The 18,628-nt window shown below is 73.1% G+C and carries 18 protein-coding genes; 13 read left to right on the top strand and 5 right to left on the bottom strand.

Translation table 11 applies throughout. The features are described from left to right. Window positions 1-82: 82 nt before the first annotated feature. From AWW66_RS08845 to AWW66_RS36375, 4 genes are read right to left on the bottom strand one after another with little or no spacing between them, the layout of a single operon-like run. Complete coding sequence (locus AWW66_RS08845) at window positions 83-814, bottom strand: GntR family transcriptional regulator (protein ID WP_067362511.1); 732 nt, start codon at window positions 812-814, stop codon at window positions 83-85. A 43-nt stretch (window positions 815-857) separates the two neighbouring features. Then, window positions 858-1,379: a GntR family transcriptional regulator gene (locus AWW66_RS08850; protein ID WP_067362514.1), complete on the bottom strand. Its 522-nt coding sequence runs from the start codon at window positions 1,377-1,379 to the stop codon at window positions 858-860. Beyond that, window positions 1,380-2,123, bottom strand: coding sequence for a DUF5753 domain-containing protein (locus AWW66_RS08855; protein WP_245648062.1), 744 nt, complete (start codon window positions 2,121-2,123; stop codon window positions 1,380-1,382). Next, the gene (locus AWW66_RS36375) at window positions 2,101-2,622 is read right to left on the bottom strand and encodes a helix-turn-helix domain-containing protein (protein WP_083978335.1); all 522 of its coding nucleotides are present in this window, start codon (window positions 2,620-2,622) and stop codon (window positions 2,101-2,103) included. Before AWW66_RS36375 ends, AWW66_RS08855 begins: the two co-directional genes overlap by 23 nt. Before the next feature lie 140 nt (window positions 2,623-2,762). Between AWW66_RS36375 and AWW66_RS08865 the strand changes: the two genes are divergently transcribed. The 10 genes from AWW66_RS08865 to AWW66_RS08910 all read left to right on the top strand — a co-directional run bounded on the left by AWW66_RS08865 (window position 2,763) and on the right by AWW66_RS08910 (window position 13,815). Beyond that, window positions 2,763-3,692 (top strand): beta/alpha barrel domain-containing protein, encoded by a 930-nt coding sequence (locus AWW66_RS08865; RefSeq protein WP_169807079.1) that lies wholly within the window; start codon window positions 2,763-2,765, stop codon window positions 3,690-3,692. An 82-nt stretch (window positions 3,693-3,774) separates the two neighbouring features. Next, window positions 3,775-4,527, top strand: coding sequence for an iron-containing redox enzyme family protein (locus AWW66_RS08870; RefSeq protein ID WP_067362526.1), 753 nt, complete (start codon window positions 3,775-3,777; stop codon window positions 4,525-4,527). Next, window positions 4,524-5,474 (top strand): aminotransferase class IV, encoded by a 951-nt coding sequence (locus AWW66_RS08875; RefSeq protein ID WP_157527285.1) that lies wholly within the window; start codon window positions 4,524-4,526, stop codon window positions 5,472-5,474. The genes AWW66_RS08870 and AWW66_RS08875 overlap by 4 nt, the downstream gene beginning before the upstream one ends. After that, window positions 5,471-6,847, top strand: coding sequence for a hypothetical protein (locus tag AWW66_RS08880; RefSeq protein ID WP_067362529.1), 1,377 nt, complete (start codon window positions 5,471-5,473; stop codon window positions 6,845-6,847). The genes AWW66_RS08875 and AWW66_RS08880 overlap by 4 nt, the downstream gene beginning before the upstream one ends. Further along, window positions 6,844-7,521 carry an RraA family protein gene (locus tag AWW66_RS08885; RefSeq protein WP_067362532.1) on the top strand — a complete coding sequence of 226 codons (678 nt, stop codon included), beginning with the start codon at window positions 6,844-6,846 and terminating at the stop codon, window positions 7,519-7,521. Before AWW66_RS08880 ends, AWW66_RS08885 begins: the two co-directional genes overlap by 4 nt. A 52-nt stretch (window positions 7,522-7,573) precedes the next feature. Continuing rightward, the gene (locus AWW66_RS08890) at window positions 7,574-8,863 is read left to right on the top strand and encodes an MFS transporter (protein ID WP_245648054.1); all 1,290 of its coding nucleotides are present in this window, start codon (window positions 7,574-7,576) and stop codon (window positions 8,861-8,863) included. Beyond that, window positions 8,860-9,954, top strand: coding sequence for a succinyl-diaminopimelate desuccinylase (gene dapE / locus AWW66_RS08895; RefSeq protein WP_067362535.1), 1,095 nt, complete (start codon window positions 8,860-8,862; stop codon window positions 9,952-9,954). The genes AWW66_RS08890 and dapE overlap by 4 nt, the downstream gene beginning before the upstream one ends. Window positions 9,955-9,978: 24 nt before the next feature. Further along, a complete protein-coding gene (locus AWW66_RS08900; RefSeq protein ID WP_067362538.1) occupies window positions 9,979-11,370 on the top strand; it encodes a hypothetical protein in 1,392 nt (463 codons plus the stop codon). A 62-nt stretch (window positions 11,371-11,432) separates the two neighbouring features. Continuing rightward, window positions 11,433-12,671 carry an ATP-grasp domain-containing protein gene (locus AWW66_RS08905; protein WP_211271878.1) on the top strand — a complete coding sequence of 413 codons (1,239 nt, stop codon included), beginning with the start codon at window positions 11,433-11,435 and terminating at the stop codon, window positions 12,669-12,671. A gap of 340 nt (window positions 12,672-13,011) precedes the next feature. Beyond that, entirely contained in the window at window positions 13,012-13,815 is an 804-nt protein-coding gene (locus AWW66_RS08910; protein ID WP_067362541.1) for an AfsR/SARP family transcriptional regulator, read from the top strand. 15 nt (window positions 13,816-13,830) lie between these two features. Here AWW66_RS08910 and AWW66_RS08915 read toward each other — a convergent pair whose 3' ends face one another. Further along, complete coding sequence (locus AWW66_RS08915) at window positions 13,831-15,024, bottom strand: Gfo/Idh/MocA family protein (protein ID WP_067362544.1); 1,194 nt, start codon at window positions 15,022-15,024, stop codon at window positions 13,831-13,833. Window positions 15,025-15,345: 321 nt separating this feature from the next. Here AWW66_RS08915 and AWW66_RS08920 point away from each other — a divergent pair, with 321 nt between their 5' ends. From AWW66_RS08920 to AWW66_RS08930, 3 genes are all read left to right on the top strand, one after another. Then, window positions 15,346-16,500 carry an FAD-dependent oxidoreductase gene (locus tag AWW66_RS08920; RefSeq protein WP_067362547.1) on the top strand — a complete coding sequence of 385 codons (1,155 nt, stop codon included), beginning with the start codon at window positions 15,346-15,348 and terminating at the stop codon, window positions 16,498-16,500. 275 nt (window positions 16,501-16,775) lie between these two features. Next, entirely contained in the window at window positions 16,776-17,702 is a 927-nt protein-coding gene (locus tag AWW66_RS08925; RefSeq protein ID WP_067362550.1) for a carbohydrate ABC transporter permease, read from the top strand. After that, the gene (locus AWW66_RS08930) at window positions 17,695-18,618 is read left to right on the top strand and encodes a carbohydrate ABC transporter permease (RefSeq protein WP_067362553.1); all 924 of its coding nucleotides are present in this window, start codon (window positions 17,695-17,697) and stop codon (window positions 18,616-18,618) included. Before AWW66_RS08925 ends, AWW66_RS08930 begins: the two co-directional genes overlap by 8 nt. Window positions 18,619-18,628: the final 10 nt, after the last annotated feature.

Consider the following 18,628-nt stretch of genomic DNA (forward strand, 5'->3'; position numbering starts at 1 on the left):
GTAGACCTTGGAAGGAAACGGCCCCTCCGGGGGCCGAATTCTTCCAAGGTCTTTGCGCCCACGACGGGTGCCTGCGGTAGGGCTACCCGGAGGTCGGGTTCACGACGTGGTGGTACTGCACCTCGTACATGTGCCCGGCCTTCACCATCACGGTTGCCTCGATCGGGCGGCCGTCGGCGTAGACGACCCGGAACGTCCGCATGATCGAGATGTCCGGCGGTAGCTCCAGGGTGGTGAACTCCTCGGGGGTCGGCGGGCGCGTCGAGAGCTGGTCGACGAACTCGTGGGGCGTGATCCCCAGGTCGGTGAGGGCGCGCGGCGTGCCGCCCTTGATGCGCCGCTTCTCGGCGAGCGCGGTCCCGCGCGCGATGTCGACCGGATAGTAGGAGTGCACCAGCTCGGCCGGCTCGTCGTCGAGTCGCATGAGTTGCTTGCGCAGCACCGCCACGTCGCCGTCCCCGAGGCCGAACGCGAGTCGTACCTGAGCGGGTGGGACCACCTCGGCGACGTGCAACAGGTCGACCGATCCGGTGAGCCCGCGCCGTTCGGCCTCGCTGAGCCAGGGGTACGGCTGCCCGGCCGGCGCAGGGGTGATGAAGGCGGCTGGCGTGACGACGTGCTGCGGTCGTTCACGGACGAACACGCCCTTGCCCGGCGCGCTCTCGGCGTAGCCCTCGCGCTTGAGGACGGCGACGGCGTTCTGCACGGTCTGGTTGGGGACGCCGTACTCCTGCTGTAGCTGCGCGGTGCTCGGCAGTTTGCTGCCCGGCGGCAGGTCCTTGGACAGGATCATCGCCCGCAGGTCGGCGGCGATCTGCTGGTGACGGGAACGCGGGTCCGTGCCGGGTCGGGCATGGTCACGCCCTGGTCTGGTAGCGGAGGTGCCGGCCGGCGGCCGTCATGGTCATGACGCTGTACTCGAACGGGGTGCCGGCCGCGTCGACCGTGAGCCGGGTGAGCACGATCACCGGGTCCCGCTCGGAGATGTGCAGTTCATGTTGCTCCTCGGGGGTGGGCAGGCGCGCGGTGATGTCGTCCACCGCCCGGTCGGGGGTGTAACCGAGGTTGGCGAGCAGGGTGACGGAGCCGCCGGGGATCTTGGCGCGGTCGGCCAGCGGTGTGCCGGCGGCGATGCCGCTCGGGTAGTAGGAGTCGGTCAGCTCGACGGCATGACCATCCAGCAGCATCACGCGCCGCCGGAGCACGACAGGCTCGTTCGGCGTCAGACCCAGGGCGTCGGCGACCTCTGACGGCGCGGGAATCTCTTCGGCTGCAGTGATGCGCTGGGTACCCTGCTGACCTGTCGAGGCTGCTTCGTTGGCCCACACATCGCCACCGTCGGGGGTCAGGTAGCGGTCTGACGTGCTGTTCTGCTGCATCTATGCCGGCTCCGTCCCTGGATAGCGAAAGTGCCCGGCTCCGGCGAGGGAAGTCGAAGTCGAGGCAAACGCCAGGCTCCTGGCCACCTCGGTGATCAGTTGACGAGACTTCGTTGAGCTGAGGGCCGAGCTGTGCAGGTGTGTGTACGCCAGGGTAACCCGCCGCATGTCCTCCGCCCGTTCTAGATACACGTCACCGGCGAAGCTCTCGACGTAGGCGACCGGGGTGTGCACGTCCTCCGGGAACTCCAGGATGGCGACCGAGCCGAGCATCCCCGGGTGGGCTCCCTCGCCGTAGGGCAAGACCTGGATGTCGATGTTGTCGCGCTTGCTCATCTCGACCAGGTGGAGGAGTTGCTCCCGTAACACCTCGCGCCCGCCCACCTCACGGTGAAGTGCGCTCTCGTCAATGATCGTCCAGAGGTTGAGCAGTGGCTCCTCGGTGAGGCACGCCCGTCGCGCCATGCGTACCTGGAATCGCTTCTCCCGCTCGGCTGCCGCCTCTGTCATCCGTTGCTGATCGAAGATGGCGCGGGCGTACCGCTCGGTCTGGAGCAGGCCTGGGACGGCGGCCAGCCCGAAGTTCCGCACCGCCGTCGCAGCGGACTCCAGCCCGATGTACACGCTGTACGGGTTCGGAAGCTGACCGAACTTCGCCCACCAGCCGCGCTCCTTGCCTTGCCGCTGGAGGTCCAGCGTGGTCTGCCGGATGTGGTCGTCGTCAACTCCGTACCGCGTCAGCATCACGATCACGTCGGCTCGGGCTGACGCCGACGTCGCCGGACTCGATCTTGTAGACCTTGGATTCCGAGCAGCCCAGCTCTGCCGCGATCTCCTTGTGTGAAACGCCTGCTGCTTCGCGGAGCCGGTGCAGCTCCCGGCCGAGCTGCCATCGCGCGATCGTCGGGCCACTTGCCCCCGGGCGTACGTCACCTGGGAACCCCGCGCCGGCGGGCCCGAGGAGTTCTACCTGAAGCTGGGTTTCCGGCCGACCGGCGAGCGCAGCGGCGGCCAGATCGTCGGCGTCCGGGATCTTCGAGACCACCGTCAGCCGGGCCGCTGACGCGGACCGGGGCCGCGCTCCCCTCGCCCCGGCGGTCGCCGGACCGGCCGCCCGGTCGCCGGTCCGCTGGCGCGGGCGGGCTGTTTGTTTCCACGGTTGTGCAAATGTTTCGTAGGCGGGTCGATTCACCGGCGGGCACCGGGACAACGGAACGCCGAAATTGGTCAAATTGATCAGCAATCGTCAATAAGTTAGTGACGTGGAACACACTTGCATCGACCTTGGTCGAGGTCCATCCTGATCTGCGAGCATTCCTGATCTCCGGAATTCCCTCTCCCGTTGCATTGGGCCACAACCATCAACAAGGATGCCGGGGCCACGTGGTGGAATCGAAATGCGACATCACTTTGCTGGACGTCACCTTGCGCGACGGCGGCTACGTCAACGGACACAGCTGGACCACGCGGGAGGCCGAGGCGATCGTCCGGGCCGTCGGTGCGGCCGGCGTCCCGTACGTCGAGGTGGGCTACCTGCGGGAGGCCCACCAGCCGCACCGGCCCAGCGCCAGTTGTCCCCCCGGCTACCTCGACGCGCTCGCCGCCGTGGCCGACCGTCCACAGCTCACCGTGATGGTCCGACCGGGTGAGGTGCCGGTGTCCCGGATCGCCGAGTTGCCCGGCTGCGGGGTGTCGATGGTGCGGGTGCTGGTGCCGGGCGGCGCGGTCGCCACGGCGGCCCCCTACGTCGAGGCGGCCCGCGCCACCGGGCTCGCCGTGGCGACCAACCTGACCCGGGTCAGCGAGCGCAAACAGGACGAGATCGCGGCCGTGATCGCCGCCTGCGTCGAGGCGGGCGCGCACCTGGTGTACCTCGCCGACTCCAACGGCAGCCTCGATCCGGAGACGGTCGCCGCGCAGGTCGGCGCGGCCACGGCGGCCTGCCCGGTGCCGGTCGGCTTCCACCCGCACGACAACCTCGGGCTGGCGTTCATCAACACCAAGGCGGCGATGGCGGCGGGCGCCACCGCGGTGGACGCCTCGATCGCGGGCATCGGCAAGGGCGGCGGGAACCTGCGGCTGGAGGTCGTCGTCGCCCATCTGATCGTCCGGCACGGTGCGGACCTGCGGCTCGACCCCATCGCCGCCGACCAGACGACGCTGGCCACGCAGTTGCGGATGCTCGCCGACGGCACCACCAAGGCGGTCCTCACCGGCCTGCTCGACCTCAACCTCGACGGCGCGGCCGAGTTCGACGACCTGGTCGCCGAGAACGGGTACGACGCGGCCCTGTTGACCTTGTCCCATCGATGACCGCTGTCCGGAGCCGGGCGGCGTGCGGCGTCGTGCGCCCGGCCGGGTCCGGGTGGCCAGCTCAGGAGGAGGGGAGAACCCGGTGAGCGAATTCGTGGCCGAACTCGACCGGATGATCGGCGAGCGCAAGAAGATGACCAGCGAGCTGTACCAGACGATCCTCGCCGGCAAGGCGACGGAGCGGCTGCTGCGCAACTTCGTCCTGCACCGGTGGCCGATCAAGAGCTTCTGGACCCGCAACATCCTCGGCATCGCCGCCCGGATCGAGGACTACCGGCTGCGGGTGCTGCTGGTGGAGAACATCTACGAGGAGGAGACCGGCCGGTTGTCGGGCTCCGGCCGGCACCTGGACACCTTCGCCGCCTTCGGGGCGGCGGTCGGGGTGACCGCCGAGGAGCTGGCGAACGCGCCGCTGGCCCCGGAGACCACCGCCGTCATCGAGCACAACGTCCGGGTCTGCAACGGCGCCACGCACGTCACCGAGGGCGTCGCCTCGGTGCTGCTGCTGATGGAGGGGCAGCCCCCGATCGTCAACGACGACGGCAAGAGCATGCTCACCGTGATGCGGGACGTCTACCGGCTGCCCGCCTCCGGCTACGAGTTCTTCGTCCACCACGCCTCGGCGGACGCGGGCGACGACGCGGTCAGCGAACTGGAGGACGAGCACGCCGCGGCGGCCCGCGAGCTGCTGCGCCGCTACTGCGACACGCCAGAGCTGCGGGAGAACGCCATCACCGCGCTGGCCACCGCGCTGGAGCTGCGGCACCGGCACTTCGACATGATCCTCTCGACGTCGTACGACCCTGCGGAGCCCGTGTTCCGCCACCCCGCGTGAGGGCGCCGGTGGTCGACGGCCGGGCCGCCGCCTGGCCGCTGGCGTACCACCGGGGCGCGCTGGTGCCCCGGGCGCAGGCGACCCTGCCGATGGGGAGCATCGCCCTGCGGTACGGCATCTCGGTGTTCGAGGGGATCCGGCTCTACCAGCAGGACTCCGGTGGGGTCGTGCCGTGGCTGCTGGCCCCGCACCTGGACCGGCTGCGCAACTCCTGCCGCCTGATGGGGCTGGACGAGAGCTGCGGCGACCAGGTCCCGGCGATCATCGACGACCTGGTGGCGGCGCAGGCGATCGACGCGGACGGCTACGTGCGGGTCGCGGTCAGCGCGGCGAACGTCGGGGACATCGACGACGAGGCCGAGACCGCGCTGACCGTCACCGTCACCCCGGCCGGGCGCAAACGCTGGCTGGCCCGGGGCGAGGGCATCCGGCTGGGCGTGAGCGCCTGGCAGCGGCCGGCGGAGGCGGTGTTCCCCAGCGCGGCGAAGAACGTCTCGGCGTACGCGGGCCCGCGTCTCGCGCTGGCCGAGGCGCGGCGGGCGGGTTTCGACTCGTGCGTGCTGCGGACCGCCGAGGGGCTGATCAGCGAGGCCCCGACCGCCACCGTGTTCCTGGTCGAGGATGGCCGGCTGGTCACCCCCCGGCTGGCCGACCACGTGCTGCCGGGGGTGACCCGGGCCTGGGTGCTGGCCACCGCGCGGGCGCTGGGGATCGACGCGGTCGAGGAGCCGGTCACCGAGGAACGGCTCGTCGCCGCCGACGAGGTGGTGCTCTGCGGCACGGGGCTGGAGTTCGGCCCGGTGCGCTCGGTGGCGGGCGTGGAGCTGTCCGGCTGGCCCGTCTGCCCGGTCACCACCGACCTGGTGGACGCCTACTTCGACCAGGTCCGGGGGCGCGCGCCGGCCACCGCCGTGGACTGGGCCGCCGCCTGCGGGAGGGCGGGGTGAGCGTCGCCGGGCTGATCGACTGGCCGGCCGCCCTGCTGCTGACCCACGCCACGGTGTCCCGGGTGACGGAGACCGAGCAGGCGGTCGGCGAGGCGCTGGCCCACGGCCCGGTGTTCCGCAACCGGGACTTCCCCCTGTCGCCGGTGCCGGTGCTGGTCCGGCAGGACCGGGCCGCCCTGCTGCGACCGCTGCTCGCCCGGTACGTGGACCTGCTCGGCACGGTGGTGGCGCGGTGGCGGGAGCAGGCCCGGGTGCGGGACTTCTTCCGGCTGGGGCCGGCCGCCGAGCGGCTGGTCGCCGCCGACCGGGCGCTCGGTGACGCGCCGTGGGTGTGCCGGCTCGACGGCTACCTGGAGGCGGGCAGCGAGCGGCTGCGGGTGCTGGAGAACAATGCCGACTCGCCGGCCGGCACCCTCTTCACCGCCCGGATCAACGAGACCGTCGCGGCGGTGGTCCGGCGGCTGCACCACGGGGCGGGCCGGCTCGCCGACCTGACCTACACCGGTGAGGACCGCTTCCTCGACGGTCTGCGCGCGGCGGCGCGGGCGGCGGCGGCCCGCGAGCCCGGCCGGTGCGCCGACCCGGCGCGGATCGCCGTGCTGCAGCCCACGGGCGCGGCCAACCGGGAGAGCGTGGAACTGGTCGACCGGATGCGGGCGGTCGGGGTGGACGCCTTCCTCGCCGATCCCCGGACCGTCGAGGTGGTCGGCGGGCGGACCCGGTTCGGTGCCCGCCCGGCCGACCTCTGCTGGAACAAGGTCAACACGGTCTCCTGGATGGCGTACTGCGCCGATCCCGACTTCGTGACGCGGTGGGAGCGGGCGGTCCGGGACACCGCGCTGGTGCACGTCAACCCGTTCGGGGCCCGGTACGTGGCGGAGAACAAGCTGACCCTGGCCCTCGTCCAGGAGCCCGGCTTCGCCGACCTGTTCACCCCGCAGCAGCGGGCGCTGGTCGACGCGCTGCTGCCGTGGTCGCGCAAGCTGACCCCCGACGCGGTGGACGACGGCGGGACCCCGCTGGTCGACCGGTTGCTCGCCGACCCCCGCGACTTCGTGCTCAAGCAGCCCTACGACATCCGGGGCGACGGGGTGACCATCGGCCACGACTGCCCGCCGGGCCGGTGGCGCGCGGCGGTGGCCGAGGGGGTGCGGGACGGGCACCTCGTGCAGCGGCGGGTCGCGCCGACCAGCTATCCGGTGGTCGTGCCCGGCGCGGAACGGGTCACCGCCCTGCCGATCAGCCTGGACACCTACCTGCTGGGCGGCCACGTCGCCGGCTTCGGCGCGAAGGCCAGCCGGAACTCGAAGATCAACATTTTTCAGGGAGGCCAGAAGTTGGCGGTACACGTCGTCGCGGGTGGGTTCCGGTGAGCGACGCCGGCACGGTCCTGGCCGGCCACGGTACGGCCGCGGTCAGCGACGCGCTCGACCTGGCCGGCGTCTCCGGCGGCCTGTGGGGCGTCCAGCGCCTGTCCGGCACCGGCACGGTCGTCGGCCCCGCCTTCACCGTCCGGTTCGAGCCGGTCGCCGACGGGGTACGCGCTCCGGCGGCGGACTTCGTCGACGACGTCCCGCCGGGGTCGGTGGTCGTCCTCGCCAACGAGGGCCGGCACTGCACCGTGTGGGGCGACATCCTCGCCGAGGTCGCGCTGGCCCGGCAGCTCGCCGGCACGGTCGTCGACGGGTACTGCCGCGACGTGGACGGCATCCGCGCGCTGGGCTACTCGATGTGGGCGCGGGGCGCGTTCATGCGCTCCGGCAAGAACCGGGTGCGGATGGCCGCCGTGCAGCAGCCGGTCCGCGTCGGCGCCGACGGTGACCAGCTCACCGTCCACCCCGGGGACCTGGTCACTGCCGACGGCAGCGGGGTGGTCGTCGTACCCGTGGGCCTGGTGGACGAGGTCGCGGCGACGGTGACGCGCGTCGCGGCGATGGAGGAGCGGGTGCTCGCGGACGTCCGCGCCGGCACGCCGCTGCGCGCCGCCCGAGCCACCCACGGCTACCACGAGGTGGCACGGCGGATCATCGCCGGCAGCCCGACGTGACCGGCATCGGGGGACGCGGGCGCGGCGTCGGGGTGACCGGGACGGTGACCCGGTGCTGAGCGCCGGGCAGCGCGCCGCCGACCCGGCGGCGGTCGCCGAGCGGCCCCGGCTGGGGCGCGAGTTCGGCAGGTTCTGGACGGCCACCGCCTGCTCCGGCATCGGCGACGGGATGTCGCTGGCCGCCGCCCCGCTGATGGCGAGCACGCTCACCGACGACCCCCGGCTGATCGCGGGCGTGACCATGGCCCTGACCCTGCCGTACGTCGTCTTCGGCATCCCGGCGGGCGTCCTGGTGGACCGGTTCGACCGCCGTCGCGCGATGGCGGTCATCGACGTCGTCCGGTTCGGCGCGATGGCCGGGTTCGCGGTGACCCTCCTGCTCGACCGGGCCCACCTCGGCGTGCTCTACCTGTGCCTGTTCGTCATCGGCACCGGGGAGACGTACTACCGCAACGCCTCGCAGGCGCTGGTGCCCGCGCTCGTCACGCGGGACGGGCTGATGCACGCCAACGGCCGGTTGGTGGCCACCCAGAGCGCCACCACCCAGTTCGTCGGCCCCCTGGCCGGTGCCGGGCTGTTCGCGCTGGCCCCGGTCCTGCCGTTCGGCGTGGACGCGGTGACGTTCCTGGTCTCGGCGGTGCTGCTGACCCGGTTGCGGGTGGCCGGCCGGCCACGGCCCGTCGCGGCCCCGCCGGGCGGGTCGGGGGTGACCCGGCGGCTGCTCGCCGACATGACCACCGGGGCACGCTGGCTGTGGCGGCACCACCTGCTGCGCAACCTCGCCCTGATGGCCGGGGCGCTGAACTTCGTCGCGGCCGGCGCGATGGCCGTCCTGGTGGTGTACGCCCACCGCAGTCTCGGGCTCAGCGACCTCGGGTACGGCATGCTGCTGGCGGCCGAGGCGGTCGGCGCGGTGCTCGCCGCCCCGGTGGCGCCCGCCCTGGTCCGCCGGGTCGGCCGGGACCACGCCCTGGTGGCCGTGGCGGGGGCGCACGTGGTGGCCAGCCTGCTGCTCTGGCTGGTGCCGTCCTGGCCGGTGGCGGTCGTCGCGTTCTTCGTCGCCGCCTGCGGCTCGGTCACCTGGGACGTGGTGGTGGTCGCCCTGCGGCAAACCCTCATCCCCGACGGGTTGCAGGGGCGGGTCAACAGCGTCTACCGGCTCGTCGCCTGGGGGGCCATCCCGCTGGGCGCGGCGGCGGCCGGGGTGGTCTCGCACCGCTACGGCCCACCGGCGGTGTACGGCTTCGGCGCCGCGCTGATGCTGCTGATCATGCTGCGGATGCTGGTCGGCGCCCGGCGGCGCTGGATCACCCGGGCCCTGGAGACGGAGGTGACGGGGTGAGCGGAGCCTCGGTGCTGACCGCCGAGTCGGTCTTCGACCTGACGGCGGCGCTGGTCGCGGTCGGCTCGGTGAGCCGGGACGAGGCCGGCCTGGCCGACCTGGTCGAGGCCCGGCTCGTCGCCCGCGCCCCGCACCTGCGGGTGAGCCGGGTGGGCAACAACGTCGTGGCCCGGACCGGTCACGGGCGGCCCGCCCGGATCATGCTCGCCGGTCACCTCGACACCGTGCCCGGCGTCCCGCCCGGGTCACCGGCGCACGGCGACGTGGTCGAGGGCCCCGGCGCGGTCGACATGAAGGGGGGCGTCGCGGTGATGCTGGTGCTCGCCGATTTCCTCCGCGACCCGGCCCACGACCTCACCTTCGCCTTCTACGACCGGGAGGAGATCGGCTCCCACCAGAGCGGGATGCGGTGGCTCTTCGCCGAGCACCGCGAACTGGTGGCGGCCGACGCCGCCGTCCTGCTGGAGCCGACCGACGGCCGGCTGGAGGCCGGCTGCCAGGGCAACCTGGTCGTCGAGTTCGTCTTCACCGGGGCACGGGCGCACACCGCGCGGCCGTGGCGCGGGCGCAACGCCGTGCACCGGGCGACCCCGGCCCTGGCCCGGTTCGCCGCCTTCGACCCGCCGCCGGTCGAGGTCGACGGCCTGGTCTACCGGCAGTCCGCGTCGGTGGTCGCGGTCACCGGCGGGGTGCAGGGCAACGTCGTACCGGACCGGTGCGCCGTGCGGGTCAACTACCGGCACGCGCCCCACCTGGCCACGCCGGACGCGATCGAGGAGCTGACCGCCCTGGCCCCGGAGGCGGACGAGGTACACGTGCTGCTCACCTCCCCGCCGGCCGCGCCGGCGCTCGACCACCCGCTGCTCGGGGCGCTGCACCGCGACAACGCCCTGGCGGTACGCCCCAAGCTCGGCTGGACCGACGTGGGGCGGTTCGCCGCGCACGGCATCCCCGCGGTGAACTTCGGGCCGGGCGACCCCGAGCTGGCGCACACCCCGCACGAGGTGGTCGGCCGGGACGCGCTGGCGCACTGCCTGGCCGTGCTGCACCGGTTCCTCGACGCCGCCGACCCCGGCGCCGTACCCCGCTGACCGAGCGACGGGAGACCTCGACCCATGGCAACCCACGCCACCGCCCCGGCGGGCCGCGACCTCGCCGTCGGGTACCTCGAACACCTCGACCGGCTGGGCGTGGACCCGGCCGGGTTGACCGCGCACGCGGTCGACTCGGCGCGGCTGGCGGTGGCCTACCGGGGGCGGTTCCTGCCGTGCCCGGTGTTCCTGGAGCCGGGCGAGAGCGCCCGGCTCGGCGCGGACCTGCTGCTGACCCACCAGCTGCTCACCGAGCTGCCGCAGCGCCTGTTCGACGGCGACCGGGCCGCCTTCGGGCGGGCACTCGGGCTCACCGGGCCGCAGGTCGACCTGGTCCGGCGGGCCCCCACCGGCCCGCTGACCGTGCTGGCCCGCTCCGACCTGTACCGGGCGGCGGACGGGTTCAAGCTGCTGGAGCTGAACATCACCTCGGCGCTGGGCGGGTTCGAGAACGCCGACATCAACCGGGCGATGCTGCGCCACCCGGCGCTGGCCGGGTACGTCGCCCGGCGCGGGTTGGCGTACCACGACACGTTCCGGACGATCGTCGAGACCATGCGGTACGACCTCGGTGACCGGGTGAGCGGGCGGCGGCCGGTGATCGCGCTGGCCGACTGGCCGGAGAGCTACCGGTCGTACGCGCCCCGGCTGGGGGTGATGGCCGGGCTGTTCGACGAGTTCGACGTCGACGCCGTCCCCTGTCACGTGGGCGAGATCGAGGAGAAGGACGGCCGGTTGACCGTGCACGGCCGGGTGCTGGACCTGGTCTACCGGTTCTTCCTGGTGGAGGAGATCCGTACCCCGCAGGACCTCGCCCTGCTGGAGCCGGTGATGTCCGCCGTGTCACGGGGGACGGTCGTGCTCTTCTCCCGGGTGGACGCCGAGATGTACGGCAACAAGGGCGCGCTGGCGATGCTCTCCGACGACCGTCACGCCCACCTGTTCACCGACCGGGAGCGGGCGTGCCTGCGCCGGCTGCTGCCCTGGACCCGGTACGTGCGGGAGCGGACGACCGACCCCGGGGGCACGCCGGTGGACCTCGTCGGGTACGCGACGGCGCACCGGGAGGACCTCGTCCTCAAGCCGGTCAACCTGCACGGCGGCGCCGGGATCGTGCCGGGGTGGCGGGTCGGCGCCGCCGAGTGGGCGGCGCGGCTGGCCGAGGCGGTGGACGGGCCCTGGGTGCTGCAACAGCGGGTGCGGCCGGTGCCCGAGCCGTTCCCGGTCGTCGGTGGCGACGGCTACCAGGACGTCTACCTGAACTGGGGGGCGTTCGTCGCCGACCCACGGGCGGTCGGCGGGGACGGCTACGCCGGGTGCATCGTGCGGGGGACGGTGGACGCCCAGGTGGGGGTGGTGAGCATGGGGTCGGGGGCGCTCGTCGGCTGCTGCTTCCACCCCGGCCACGACGGCTGAGACGACGCGGTTCCCGGCGCGGCCCGGCGTGGCCCGCCGACGGCCGGAGGGAGGTGGGTGGCGTGCCGACCATCGTCGTGGTGGACGGCTACTCCACGGGCAGCGCGCTGAGCCGGGCGCTGGCCGGGCGGGGGGTCACCTGTGTGCACGTGCGCAGCGCGCAGACCGTCGGAGAGTACTTCCGGGCGACCTTCCGCCCCGGTGACTACGAGGTCGACCTCGGCTTCGTCGCCGACTGGCGGGCCCTGGTCGACCGGCTGCGGACGCTCGGGGTCGACCAGGTCGTGGCGGGCACCGAGTCGGGGGTGATCCTCGCCGACACCCTCAACCACCTGCTCGGCACGCCCGGCAACGAGATCGCCACGGTCCTGGCCCGGCGGGACAAGGCGGCGATGGCCGAGGCGGCACGCGCCGCGGGGCTCGCCACCCCCACCGGCCGGGCCTTCGACACGGTGGCCGCCGCGACCGCCTGGTACGCCGCCGCGCTCGGCGGCCCGGCGGTGGTCAAGCCGGTGGACAGCGCCGGTACCGACACCGTGCGGTTCTGCCGGGACGTCGACGAGGTCCGGGCGGCCTGCGCCGAGGTGCTCGCCGCGCGCAACCTGTACCGCGTCCCCAACCGGCGGGTGCTGGTGCAGGAACGCCTCGTCGGGACCGAGTTCTACGTCAACAGCGTGTCCCACGGCGGGACGCACCGCGTCGCCGAGGTGTGGCGGTACACCAAGCGGCCCGGTCCGGCGGGCGCCCCGATCTACGACTACGAGGAGCCCGTCGAGCCGGGGTCGGCGTCGGCCGCGCCGATCCGGGACTTCGTCGTCGCCGTCCTCGACGCGGTGGGCGTCCGCTCGTCGGCGGCGCACACCGAGGTCATGCTCACCGACCGGGGGCCGGTGCTGATCGAGACCGGGGCCCGCCTGGGCGGGGCGACGCTGCCCGACGTGGTGGCGAAGCTCTCCGGGGTCTCCCAGACGTCGTTGCAGGTGCAGTGCCTGGTCGACCCGGTCGGGTTCGCCGGCTTCGACGACCGGGCGCCGCGCTGGTCGGCCTCGGTCCGCAACGTCTCGCTGATCAACCCGACCCGGGTCGCCGCCCAGGCACCCCACTGGTGCGAGCGCCTGCGCGAATTGCCGACGGCGGTGGCGGTCGCCGCGCACGGCGTGCCCGGCGCGGCGTTGCCGCAGACCGTCGACCTGATCAGCGCGCCCGGCTTCGTCTACCTCGCCGCCGAGGACCCGGCGGAGGTGGGGCGGGACTACCGGACGGTGCGCCGGTGGGAGCGCGACGGCCTGTACGGCCGCTGAGGGGCCGTCCGGCGGTCGACGGGTGGGGCCGGCGTGGGCGCCACCCCGGCAGTCCCGCCGGTCAGCGGCCCGCGCGGGTCGTCGTCACCGGCGGATGGAGCGGCCTGTGTCGATGGCGAAGATCACCGTCCATCGTGCTCGACCGCTCGCCGGTCCACTCAGGAAAGGGCTATCCTGGGCGTCCGGGCGGCGCGTCGGCGCGGCCGTCGGGTCACGTCGCCGCACTCCACCCGTGATCCGGGGCAGCACCGCCGGTTCCCCGTGGACCGGCTCCGACGTCGGCGTCCGGTCCGGCCGGCGGCGGCCCCGACCAGTCCGATCGCCACGGGGAGTGATGAGGGTGCAGTTCCGGGTACTCGGATCCGTCGAGATCGTCGACGACCTGGGGCACGTGCACACCCCCAACGGCCGGACCGCCAGCCTGCTCGCCGCGCTGCTGGTGCAGCCCGACGTGCCGGTCGACCGGCAGGACCTCGTCCGCGCCCTCTGGCCGGCCGGCAGCCCCGCCTCGGCGGCGGCGAACCTGCGCCAGTACGCCGCCCGGTGCCGTCAACTGCTCAACGCGTGCGCCGACGGGATCGGCTACCGGCTGCGGTCCGCGCCGGCCGGCTACCGGCTGCACGTGCGGCGCGACGAACTCGACCTGACCCTCTTCGAGGACCGCGCGGAGCAGGGCCGGCAGGCCGCCACCCGGGGCGACCTCGCGCAGGCCCGCGACCACCTGGAGGCCGCCCTGGGCCTGTGGCGCGGCCGGCTGGGTCAGGGCGCCACCCTCGGCACGGAGATCGAGCACCGGGCCCTGTACTGGGACGAGCTGCGCCTGGGCGCGCACCACCTGCTCGCCCAGACCCGGCTGGGTCTGGGCGAGTACCAGCAGGCCATCGCCGAGCTGCGACCGCTGCTGTCGGCCCACCCCTTCCGGGAGGAGTTCGCCGGGATGCTCATGCTGGCGTTGTACCGCTCCTACCGCAAGGGGGAGGCGCTGCGCATCTACAGCCAGACCCGGCGACGGTTCGTCGAGAGCCTCGGCCTGGAACCGACGAGGGACCTCCAGCAACTCCAGCAGGGCATCCTCGCGGAGAACCTGCCGTTGGACGATCGGGGTTTCGCCTGGCTCCGGCAACCGTCCACCGACCCCGCCTGAGCAGGTACCCGCTGGTCAGGCGGGATGCGGCGGCGCGGGCGGACCGGCCGTCGGGCCCGGCGTGGCCCGGTACGCCGGCCGGGCCCACGCCACCCCCAGCTCGGAGAAGAGGGCACCGGCGGCCACCGCGGCCCGGATCACGTCGACGACCCCGGTGAGCACCTGACCGTCGCCGTCCGGATGCGGGCTCAGGTGCCGGCGGGGCACCGGCACCGGCTCCGGGGCCGCGTGCAGGACGCCGAGCAGGTCGACCACGGGTGCGGTGACCGGCAGCGGGGCCAGCAACGGCACCGCGCGGTCACGACGGTGGGCGACGAGGTTCTCCAGCATCGTGACCCGGCCGGTGACGGTGCGGAACTCCGGGTCGCCGGGGAGCTTGAGCCGGTCGGTCGGGAACTCCAGCCGGGCGCTGCCCCGGTCCCCGTGCACCGCCAGGTCGCCGTAGACGAACTCGGCGGCGCAGACCGAGACGGCCACCAGGACCCGGACCCCGGTGCTGAGGGTCAGCCGCAGACAGGCGGTGTCCTCCACCTCGATGTCGCGGGTCCGGTACCGCTCCAGTTCGACGAGGTCGATCCGGTACGGGCCGCCGACCCGCTCCGCCACGGCCAGGCACTGCATCACCGCGTGGGCGAACTGGTTGCCCAGCGCGCCGTCGGCGGTGGCCACCCCGTCGACGGCGCGCCGCCCGGCCCAGGGTGAGCGCCGGTAGTACGCGTCCGGACGCCACCAGGCGCCGGCCACCGACACGAGCGTCGGGGTGCCGAGAGCGCCCCGCGTCGCGGCGGCGCCCAGCCGGGCCAGGGCCGGTGACGCCAGGGACTGGAAGTTCACCTGGCAGGCCGCCCCGGTGCGGGCCAGGGCGGCGGCCAGGACGGCGTACTCGTCCGGGCTGACCACCGGCGGCTTCTCCAGCAACAGGTCGCGGCCGGACTCGACGACCGCCCGGGCGATCGGCAGGTGGGTGTGCGGCGGGGTGCAGACCACGACGATCTCGGCGTCGCTCTCCCGCAGCAGGCGGCGGTGGTCGTCGAAGACGGCCACCCCGTCCAGTGGCGCGTCCGCCTCCGGGGTGACCGGCCGCCGGTTCGCCACCGCGACCAGCCGGGCGAGGCCCCGTTCCCGCAGCGACGCGATCGCGCGCCGGTGCCGCAGACCGTGCCCGAGCGCGCCGACCAGCGCGACACGGGTCGGGTCGGGCGGGCTCACCGGGACACCCCGTTCCCGGAGTCACCCGGTCGGACGAGTTCCACGAGTCACTCCGGCGGGAATGGACGAACAGTGAATGGCGGAAATCGATCCTACGATGATGTCGGCGACGCCCTCAAGAGCACCCCGAACGACACCGTCGTCGCCCTTCGGCGGCCACGCATAATCGGCGCATAACGCGGCGTTCCCGCACGCATATCCGCGCAATTTCCGACGGCCGGTGGTCGAAATACTGATATAGAGTCCCGCCGAAACGGTCCGGTCCGTGCAGGGCCGGCGGTTGGCGCGCGACGGCCGGCGGCGTCGACAGGGGGTGCAGCGATGGCGGACCGCACCGGACCCCGTGTCGCCGTGGTGGGCGGGGGCGTCTTCGGGGTCACCGCCGCTCTGCACCTCGCCCGCGCCGGCTGCGCCGTCACCCTGTACGAGCAGGGCGCGGACCTGCTGCTCGGGGCCAGCAACGTCAACCAGCGCCGGCTGCACCGCGGTTACCACTACCCGCGCAGCCCGGAGACCGCCCGCGAGGTCGTCGAGGGCATCCGGACCTTCGTCGAGGAGTACCCCGAGGCGGTCGTGGCCGACCAGCGCCACTACATGGCGATCGCGCGCACGGGCAGCCTGACCACCGCCGAGCAGTACCTGCGTTTCTGCGACGAGGTGGGCCTGGAATACCGGGAGGAGCGGCCGTCCTTCCTGCGCCGCCGGTCGGTCGAGGTGTCGCTGCGCGTGCGGGAGTACGGACTCGACGTCGACACGCTGCGCCGGATCTGCTGGCGGCGGCTGCGCCGCGCCGGGGTGACCGTCCGGCTGCGGCACCGGGTCGGCCTGACCGACCTGCGCGACTACGACCGCGTCACGCTCGCCGCCTACGCCGGGCTCAACCACCTGGCCCGCGGCATTCCCGGGCCGGGTGACGAGTACCAGTTCGAGGTCTGCGAGAAGCCGGTGGTGCGCCTGCCCGCACCGTACCGGGGCACCAGCGTCGTGGTGCTCGACGGCCCGTTCCTGTCCGTCGACCCGTTGGCGAACACCGACCTCTTCCTGGTCGGCAACGTCACGCACGCGATCCACGCGACGACGGTCGGGGTCCTGCCACTGGTCCCCCGGGGCGTGGCCGGCCTGCTGGACAACGGCGTGCACCCGCCCTGCGCGCACAGCCGGTTCCGCGCCTTCGTGGCCGCCGGCCGGGAGTTCTTCGTGGGATTCGAGCAGGCCCGGCACGACGGTTCGATGTTCACCGTCCGCAGTGTGCTGCCGAACCTGGACCGGACCGACGCCCGGCCGACCCTGGTGCGGCGACTCGACGAGCGTACCGTCTCGATCTTCTCCGGCAAGATCGCGACCTGCGTCGACGCGGCCCGGCAGGCGGTCCGGCTGGTGACCGGCGACGGTGCGCCGCCCTCGGCGTTGGCGGACCGGGCTCCGCCGCGGTGGGCGTCGGGCCGCACGGCGACCCGGTCCGGAGCACCGACCTGACCTGGCGGGGCCGCCGCGAGAACGGCCGTCCACCCCGGACCCGACCAACCCGCATCGACGCAGCTCGACAGCGCCACCACGTCGACCCGGGACATCGACGGGGTTGAGCATCCTTCGCCCGTGTGGTGGAATACGTTTTCCCGCCGGCGATGAAACGTTTTAAACCCGCCACCCACGCCGCCCGGGGGCCCGCCCGGCGCGGACCCCGTCGGCCGCCGGTCGACCCTGAGCCCCGGCCGGCCCGCGCCGACGACAGTCAGGAGAGGAGGGACCGGATGAGCGCGCTCGGCGAACTCCGGCGGCTCCGCGCCCCCGGCGCGAGGACACGGCGGCACCGCGACAACAGGGCGGCCTTCCTCTTCCTGTCGCCCTGGTTCGCCGGGCTGCTGCTGATCACGGCGGGACCGATCGCGGTCTCGTTCCTGCTGGGCTTCACCGACTACAACCTGATCCAGCCGCCGGCCTTCACCGGGCTGGACAACGTCACCCGGATGCTCTCCGACGAGCGGCTGCACCAGTCGCTCGGGGTGACCGTCACCTACGTGCTCGTCTCGGTCCCCCTCCAGTTGGCCTGCGCGCTCGGCCTGGCGATGCTGCTCGACCGGGGGCTGCGGGGCCTGGCCTTCTACCGGTCGGCCTTCTACCTGCCGTCCCTGCTCGGCTCCAGCGTGGCGATCGCCGTCCTCTGGCGACAGATCTTCGGGGCCGACGGCCTCGTCAACCAGCTGCTCGACGTCGTCGGCGTCGCGGGACGCGGCTGGATCTCCGACCCCGGCACCGCCCTGTCGACCCTGGTCGTGCTCAACGTCTGGACGTTCGGCGCCCCGATGGTCATCTTCCTGGCCGGGCTGCGGCAGATCCCGGTGATGTACTACGAGGCCGCCGCGGTCGACGGGGCGAGCCGGTGGACGCAGTTCCGGCGGATCACCGTCCCGCTGCTGTCGCCGATCATCTTCTTCAACCTGGTCCTGCAGATCATCCACGCCTTCCAGTCGTTCACCCAGGCCTTCGTGGTCTCCGGGGGCAGCGGCGGCCCGTCGGACTCGACCCTGTTCGCCACGCTCTACCTGTACCAGCGGGGATTCAACAACTTCGACATGGGGTACGCCTCGGCGCTCGCCTGGCTGCTGTTGGCGATCATCGCCGTCTTCACCGCCGTGAACTTCTGGGCCGCCAAGTACTGGGTCTTCTACGATGACTGACCGCCCCGACCGACGGCCGCCCCCCACCGCCCGGACGGCGGTCGGCGGCCCGGCCCGCCGTCGTCGGGCCCGCCGGCCGGGGGCGGTCGGCGGCCTGGTGCGCCGCACCGCCACGCACGTCGGTCTCGTCCTGCTGGCGCTGGTGATGCTCTACCCGGTGCTGTGGATGGTGGTCAGTTCCCTGCGGCCGAACGACACGATCTTCCGGGATTCGGGGCTGCTCCTGACCGACCTGCGGACCAGCAACTACACCGACGGCTGGGACGCGCTGGCCGCGCCGTTCGGCCACTACCTGGTCAACTCGGCGATCGTGGTGGCCGGCTGCATCATCGGCAACCTCGTCTCATGCGCCCTGGCCGCGTACGCCTTCGCCCGGCTCGACTTCGCCGGCCGACGATGGTGGTTCGCGATCATGCTCGGCACGATCATGCTGCCGATCCACGTGATCATCGTGCCGCAGTACGTCCTCTTCTCCCAACTGGGCTGGGTGAACACCTTCCTGCCCCTGGTCGTCCCGAAGATGCTGGCCACCGACGCGTTCTTCGTCTTCCTCATGGTGCAGTTCATCCGGGGGCTGCCCAGGGAACTCGACGAGGCGGCCCGGATCGACGGCTGCGGTCATCCCCGGATCTTCCTCCGGATCGTGCTGCCGCTGATGACGCCGGCCCTGGCGACCACCGCCATCTTCACCTTCATCTGGACCTGGAACGACTTCTTCAGCCAACTGATCTACCTGACCGACCCGCAGATGTACACCGTCCCCGTGGCGCTGCGCTCCTTCGTCGACTCCACGGTCGCCACGTCGTGGGGTTCCATGTTCGCGATGAGCGTGGTCTCCCTGATCCCGGTCTTCCTCGCCTTCCTCCTCGGCCAGCGGTACCTGATCCGGGGCATCGCGACCACGGGAGGCAAGTAGACCGGCCCCT

The sequence above is a fragment of the Micromonospora rosaria genome, from assembly GCF_001567585.1.
Taxonomy (GTDB): Bacteria; Actinomycetota; Actinomycetes; order Mycobacteriales; family Micromonosporaceae; genus Micromonospora; species Micromonospora rosaria.